At 56.2% G+C, this 6,395-nt stretch carries 7 protein-coding genes and 1 pseudogene; 7 read left to right on the forward strand and 1 reads right to left on the reverse strand.

Annotated features, from left to right (window positions below; all coding sequences use genetic code 11):
• Nucleotides 1–21: 21 nt before the first annotated feature.
• On the reverse strand, nucleotides 22–450 hold the full coding sequence (locus G448_RS17395; RefSeq protein ID WP_084436366.1) for a MarR family transcriptional regulator: 429 nt from the start codon (nucleotides 448–450) through the stop codon (nucleotides 22–24).
• Nucleotides 451–990: 540 nt separating this feature from the next.
• Here G448_RS17395 and G448_RS17400 point away from each other — a divergent pair.
• The 7 genes and pseudogenes from G448_RS17400 to G448_RS18510 all read left to right on the forward strand — a co-directional run.
• Nucleotides 991–1,860 (forward strand): aldo/keto reductase, encoded by an 870-nt coding sequence (locus G448_RS17400; protein ID WP_211227965.1) that lies wholly within the window; start codon nucleotides 991–993, stop codon nucleotides 1,858–1,860.
• 190 nt (nucleotides 1,861–2,050) lie between these two features.
• On the forward strand, nucleotides 2,051–3,010 hold the full coding sequence (locus G448_RS0105865; protein WP_026407245.1) for a quinone oxidoreductase family protein: 960 nt from the start codon (nucleotides 2,051–2,053) through the stop codon (nucleotides 3,008–3,010).
• A gap of 1,003 nt (nucleotides 3,011–4,013) precedes the next feature.
• Nucleotides 4,014–4,163: a hypothetical protein gene (locus G448_RS18710; protein WP_156910931.1), complete on the forward strand. Its 150-nt coding sequence runs from the start codon at nucleotides 4,014–4,016 to the stop codon at nucleotides 4,161–4,163.
• Between the two features lie 115 nt (nucleotides 4,164–4,278).
• On the forward strand, nucleotides 4,279–4,791 hold the full coding sequence (locus G448_RS0105875) for a transposase family protein (RefSeq protein WP_026407246.1): 513 nt from the start codon (nucleotides 4,279–4,281) through the stop codon (nucleotides 4,789–4,791).
• A 168-nt stretch (nucleotides 4,792–4,959) separates the two neighbouring features.
• Nucleotides 4,960–5,346 carry an MFS transporter gene (locus G448_RS19165; protein ID WP_084436368.1) on the forward strand — a complete coding sequence of 129 codons (387 nt, stop codon included), beginning with the start codon at nucleotides 4,960–4,962 and terminating at the stop codon, nucleotides 5,344–5,346.
• 190 nt (nucleotides 5,347–5,536) lie between these two features.
• Nucleotides 5,537–5,917, forward strand: a pseudogene (locus tag G448_RS19170) (helix-turn-helix domain-containing protein); the annotation flags it as partial.
• 128 nt (nucleotides 5,918–6,045) lie between these two features.
• Nucleotides 6,046–6,395: IS630 family transposase (locus tag G448_RS18510; protein WP_026407247.1), on the forward strand; the 350-nt coding region annotated here is incomplete at its 3' end.

The following is a 6,395-nucleotide window of genomic DNA, read 5'->3' on the forward strand; positions in this document are numbered from 1 at the left end:
CATCGGGGAGATAATCCTGTGCTATGATTTTACTCGTGTAAGTAAATATTGTTCCGAACGAGCCAGGTATTCGCGGAAACAGCGAAATTCGTCTTCGGTGAAATTAGAACGAAGGTCGTCTTCGATTGACTTAACCGTTCGATCCGCATTAGACACTAGTTCGCAGCCCGCGCTAGTCAAATGGCATATAAGTACCCTGACGTGTAATGACGACACGTCTCGCTCAATCAGCCCTTTCGCCTCCAAGTTACCGAGAATGGTTGCCATCGTCTGAGGTGACACAAGCGCTGCTCGCGCGAGCTGTGCGGCGGACTGGCCAGGGGAGTGGGCAAGTGTTGCCAGGGTGGCGTACTGAGGTACTGTCAGCTCAAAATCACGTAAGGCTCGAGCTTTTTCTCCCATAAGGAGCTGCTCGACCCGTTTGATTCCATTGCCGAGGCGTAGTGTCATATCTTCATTGCAATTACACTGCGCTTGATCTGAGTGATTTGTCACACTTGTCCCGTCTTCGGCTGATCTAACACTGTCCACTCCAGTGTAGTCGGATGATTGATCCTTCAATGTCGGCCGTGCGTCGGCGCTGAGAGTGGAAGCGCCTCAAGTTGCCCCGGAAGCGTGATGTTCACCGAGCCGCACTGCCATCGGTGTTCCCCGAGATACGACACGATGCCATACAGTGGCCCGCAAAATCGACTGTGACAATGCTCTCACTTTAGGTGCTGGCAGTTGGTTGAGCGCTGCTGCTCTGTTTGTGGTGGCGAGAGGTCGTTCGGTGGTCGACATCGAGGGCCGGCTCATCATGGTTCGGTGAGTGACATATCGCACTTTTCGACCAGTGGGTGGATGGGACAAGAACGTTGCGGTTGCGGGCATAACGCGCCGTTCGTGACCATCGGTCGTCAGATGATCGAAGTCTGTCATATGACAGGACCCTCATGCTAGTCTGTCACCACTCTCCTCGACGGCCGCTATTCAAACCTAGGAGGTAACTTGGTAAGCCCCGCACTTGTCACTCTCGGAGATGAACTAGTCGCCAGCCGAATGGGGTTCGGCACTATGGCACTGACTGGTGTGTATGGCTACAGTGCTCATGAAAATGACATTGCAACACTCAATCATGCACTCGATATCGGTGTCAACTTCATCGACACGGCAGACATCTATGGTGACGGAAGGAATGAACTCACTGTCGGTGAGGTGGCAAAGCATCGACGAGGCGAGATGACCATTGCAACCAAAGTGGGGATCTCGCGCTCTGCCGACGGAAAATCCCTTCGCGTGATCAACGATGCGTCATACATTCGTAAGGCAGTTGATGAGAGTCTTGGTCGTTTGTCCGTAGACGTGATCGATCTTCTCTATCTGCACAGGCGTGACATTTCGATACCGATCGAAGATGTTGTGGGAACTATGAGTGAGTTGGTGTCGAAAGGAAAAGTTCGCCATCTAGGCCTGTCGGAAGTCATTGCTCCGGAGATAGAAGCAGCCCAAGCGGTACACCCGATCGCCGCTATACAAAGCGAATGGTCAGTCTGGAGTCGTGACGTAGAGGAGCATGTCGTTCCAACTGCTGCTGCACTCGGAATCGGATTTGTACCATATTCGCCGTTGGGTCGCGGATTCCTTACCGGGACCATCAGTAATGCGCAGCAAATTCACGACGCTTGGCGTGGGTCATTCTCGCGATTTAGCGGCGATGCGCTCGCAATAAATCAAACGATCGTGACAACATTAAACACGGTGGCCAAAAATATGAAGCCACGGCGGCACAGATTGCATTGTCTTGGTTGTATGCAACAGCTGAACGTAAAGATATTGCACTTGCTCCTATCCCGGGCACGCGAAAAAGCATCGCATTGACGAAAATGTCCGCTCGATGACGGTCACTCTTGACTTGGACGATATGTGTGCACTCGATGCGTTAGCGGCTGATGTCGTCGGCGAGCGCTGCGACATCGACGACCCCAACTGGACTAGTCAACGCCGTGAGCGCCTCATTTCAATCTAGCCCACCTCTACCAACTAACCACCACAAGAAGGAGAAGCCTCTATGCACGCACTCATTATCAACCGCCACGACCGCTTCAACGGGCTGGAGTACGCAGAGGTCGAGACGCCATTGCCAGCTGAAGGTGAAGTCAGTATCGATGTTGACTTCGCAGGCGTTGGCCTCATTGACGCGCTGTGGACCACTGGGCGGATGCCATCTCGGCTTGGTCGTATTTCCGGACTGGAGGTATCAGGCTCCATCCGTGAGCTCGGCGCAGGTGTTACCGACCTCACTGTCGGTCAGAAGGTGGCCGCAATCCTGCCAAATACCGGAGGGTTCGCTGAGGTGGTCTGCACCCCAGCCTCGCTAGTAGCCGAGGTCCCCAACGCGCTGCCTATGGACCTTGCGTCCGTTGTACCGATCAACACCGTTACCGCCCATTTGGCGCTGACCACCGTGGCCCGGTTTGCTGCCGGCGAGAGTCTGCTGATTCACGCCGGCGTTGGTGGCTTGGGGTCGCAGTTTGCCCAGGTAGCCCGTGCGCTGGGGGCCGGTCGTGTCGATGCCGTGGTTGGTACCGACGCCAAGAAGGAGATCGCACGTGGCTTTGGCTACGATAACAGCTACCTACGCGACGACCTTGCTGCTATCCCCGAGGACTTCTACGACATCGTCGTTGACCCCGTTGGTGGCAAGGCGACAGAAGACGCCTTCCGCGTCCTGCGCAGTGGTGGTCGACTGATTCGTGTTGGCAATGCATCGCAAGCAGAAGACGTTGCCGTAAACTCCACACAGCACTGGCTGCAAAACAAGACCACCGCCGGGTTCAACGTCGGTGCATGGCTAGTTGCCCACCCAGAGGAAGGAACCGAGTCGCTACGGTGGTCACTCGACGCTGTTGCCAACGGCACCATTCGCGTCGACCTCACCGACGTCGCTAACATCATCGACGCTGCACGGCTGCTCGAAGCCCTCGAAACTGGCCAAACTACAGGCAAGGTGGCGCTGCGCGTTCGATAGCGCAGCAGAGTGGTAACTCACTCAAAGCCCATCTGGACACCACGGTTACAACGGAAGTCCATCGATGTTGAACAGTCTGTTCTGTCGTTGAATATCTGCTGAGAGACCGAGACACGGGCGCTTGCGAAGACGGGTGGATATTGGTTCATTCTCTTGCAAGCGCCCGTATTCATTCAGTCGAGCGCCAATTTGGTGAGTGGACTCACCTAGATCGACAACGGCGGTGGCGTAAATCACCCAATCGGCCGGATCAATTCGCTTCTTTCGCGTTGCAGGGTTCCGTGGCGTCGATGTAGTCTGTCGAATGACAGGGTACGAAGTAAGGCAACACAAATACATCGCCAGCAAGGCTGATTTGCTCAGGTGGCTACCTCATCTTCATACGGTTAGGTGTCGTGAGCTTGATCGTCACAACAATTTCGAGTCTTCGTCTAGCAGACATGTCAAAAATGTTCGAAATAGAAGAGCAAATTTAATCAATATTTATCCAACGCCGATGGATCTCCTAGTTGAGATCTTTGCGGGAGATAGCCCCAATCGGCAATCGATGTGCGCTTGGTGCTGCTCGAATCTTTAATTTAACTATAGTGATGTGCGCGGACTTGCCAGATTTGATCGTAAACCTTTTGCATGATCTATGTCTCAAAGCATGTGTCGTTGCCTATCATTCTGTTGAAAAGTTAGAGAGGTCGACACGCTGATGGTGCAACGATTTAAGTTGCTCGTTAGGTCGTCTCGATTAGCTGATCTTATCGGAATTGCGTGTAATTTACACCATTCAAAAAAGTTATGCTGGTAATTTTTCGAAGATGTCTTTCTTCTGAGTGAGTTACTCACTTCATTGGTCGTGAACGGTGTACTTGGCGACGAATTAAATCAAGGAGGCTTATTCATAGGGGTGTTTAGGGTGTTTAAAGGGGGATGTGTCGTTAGATAGGGTGGCGGCTTGCTCTTGAGAGAATCTTAGGTGTCAAATCTAAAGCACCTCAGGAAGCAAGCCGCCATGACGAATAGTAGCACGAGAATCTCCCGCAGTGAGGTTCTGGGCCTGTGCGAGGCCATTCACGCCTCCGGTCCTCTGCCGGTGTTCGGGGCGAGGGCGTTGGGGCTGCTCCTGTGCGTGCGCCTGATTCTGATCCTGGCTGCGGCATAACCTGCCCCAGAAGCTGCTCGCCGAGCTCTACTGTGTCTCCCAGGCCACCGCCTCCCGAGTCATCACCTCCTACACGCCCCTGATCGCCCACGCCCTCAGCGACCAGGTGCCAGTCGTGGAGGACCTGGACCCCACCGCCCAGCTGATTGTGGACGGCACCCTGCTGGAGTGCTGGTCCTGGAAGGACCACCCCGAGCTCTATTCCGGTAAGCACGGGACCACGGGGCTGAACGTCCAGGTCGCCCGCACCCTGTCAGGGACCCTGGCCCGGGTCTCCGACCCCCAGGACGGATGCACGCACGACGCTGAGGCGCTGCGCCGCTGCGGCCTGCTCGACGTACCACCCGCCGACCTCCCGGACAGAGCCTCACCACCCAGGCACATCGGCGACAAGGAGTACATCGGACTGGGAATGATCACCCCGAAAAGAAAACCACCATGCCTGCCGCTCCACCCTGACGACAAGGCCTACAACACCACCGTCAACCAGATCCGGTACAAGATCGAACGAGTCATCGCCAACATCAAAACATGGAAGGTCCTGCACGCCGGCTACAGAAGACCACTACAAACCTTCCCAACAACCATCACCGCCATCCTCGGAATCATATTCACCTACACCCTATGAATAAACCTCCAGGTGTCATGGACTATTTTTAAAAGAAAGTCGTCGATCGTAATAATAATTTGACAGTCGCGGGCTGTATTGACTTGTTCTCGCGATGCCTTAAATCTTGATTCAAAGATTTTCATTCCTCTTGAATCACGACCTCTCGCAAGAAGGGAGACATACTCAATGTTTACTCCACATACCGTAAACCGATCACAACAGTTGCTGACGTTACTGACCGCTTGTCTGGCGGCGCTTATTCTCCCCGCATCTCTAACCGGCACATCGGTCGCAATCCCTCAGATTAATGCTGAATTGCATCCTGGCCTCGTAGAGTTGCAGCGGGTTGTAAATGCGTGCAATCTAACGTTCGCTGCCTTTATGTTGATCTTTGGATCGCTGGCAGACATTCTTGGCCGTAAGCGTGTGTTCATTTTTGGTACAACATTGTTCGCTGCCTGCTCTTTGACAAGCGTACTGGCTAACAACATCTTGTTACTTGATGTGGTCCGCGGCCTGTCGGGTGTCGGAGCGGCTGCGATGATGACTGCTGGTAGTGCTCTGCTCGCTTAAGCATACACGGGTGAGCAATTGGCGAAGGCGTTCGCCATTTTCGGATCTACTGCTGGCGCCGGATTAGCTATTGATCCGTCGTTGTCAGGATTCCTGGTGGGGCTCGCTGGATGGCATTCGGTTTTTGGCCTGCACCTAGTGTCGCGTGTTGTTAGTTGTTTTGTGGTTGGTGTTTAGGATGATGAGGGGTATGGCGAATAGACCTGCTCCTGAACTGGTTCTGCGTGAGGGTGACCTGGAGGTGCTCGAGTCCTGGCTGCGTGCCACGACGGTGCCGGCTGGTTTGGCGCGGCGGGCGCGGATCGTGCTCCTGGCCGCTCAGGGGATGGCTAACAGTCGGATCGCGCAGGCGGTGGGAATCAGCGTCCCCACGGTGGTCTCCTGGCAGCGCCGCTACCAGGCCGGGGGTGTGCGGAGGCTGGAGGACGCGCCCCGCTCGGGGCGTCCCGGGCAGGTGCCTCAGGAGCGGGTCGTGGCCGCTACTTTGGCGCCACCTCCCAAGAGGTACGGGGTCACGCACTGGTCGAGCCGACTGCTGGCACGTCACCTGGGCATCGGCAACGCCACCGTGGCGCGGGTGTGGCGCAGTTATGGGATCCAGCCCTGGAGGTCGGGGACCTTCAAGTACTCCACCGACCCCGAGCTGGTGGGCAGGGTCACCGACGTGGTGGGCCTGCGCCTGGCGCCCCGGACAACGCCGTGGTGCTGTGCGTCGACGAGAAGTCCCAGATCCAGGACCTGGACCGCACCGCCCCGATGCTGCCCATGCAGCCGGGCGGGATCGAGCGGCGCACCCACGACTACACCCGGCACGGCACCTCCACCCCGTTCGCCGCCCTTCAGGTCGCTACCGGCCGCGTCACAGCCGCCTGCAGGCCCCGCCAGCGCCGTACCGAGCTGCTCGTCTTCCTGCGCCAGGTCGCGCGCGCCTACCCCGACGAGGAGCTGCACCTGGTGATCGACAACTACGCAACCCACAAGACCCCCGAGGCGCGCGCCTGGCTGGAGGCCAACCCCCGCATCCACGTCCACTTCACCCCCACCGGTGC

Origin of the sequence: Actinomyces gerencseriae DSM 6844, from assembly GCF_000429265.1 — a bacterium.
Classification (GTDB): domain Bacteria; phylum Actinomycetota; class Actinomycetes; order Actinomycetales; family Actinomycetaceae; genus Actinomyces; species Actinomyces gerencseriae.

Excerpts from the sequence above, each read along its gene's own strand:
- G448_RS17395 (WP_084436366.1), bottom strand. The coding sequence starts at position 450 with ATGACACTACGCCTCGGCAATGGAATCAAACGGGTCGAGCAGCTCCTT.
- G448_RS0105865 (WP_026407245.1), top strand. The coding sequence starts at position 2,051 with ATGCACGCACTCATTATCAACCGCCACGACCGCTTCAACGGGCTGGAG.
- G448_RS18710 (WP_156910931.1), top strand. The coding sequence starts at position 4,014 with ATGACGAATAGTAGCACGAGAATCTCCCGCAGTGAGGTTCTGGGCCTG.
- G448_RS19165 (WP_084436368.1), top strand. The coding sequence starts at position 4,960 with ATGTTTACTCCACATACCGTAAACCGATCACAACAGTTGCTGACGTTA.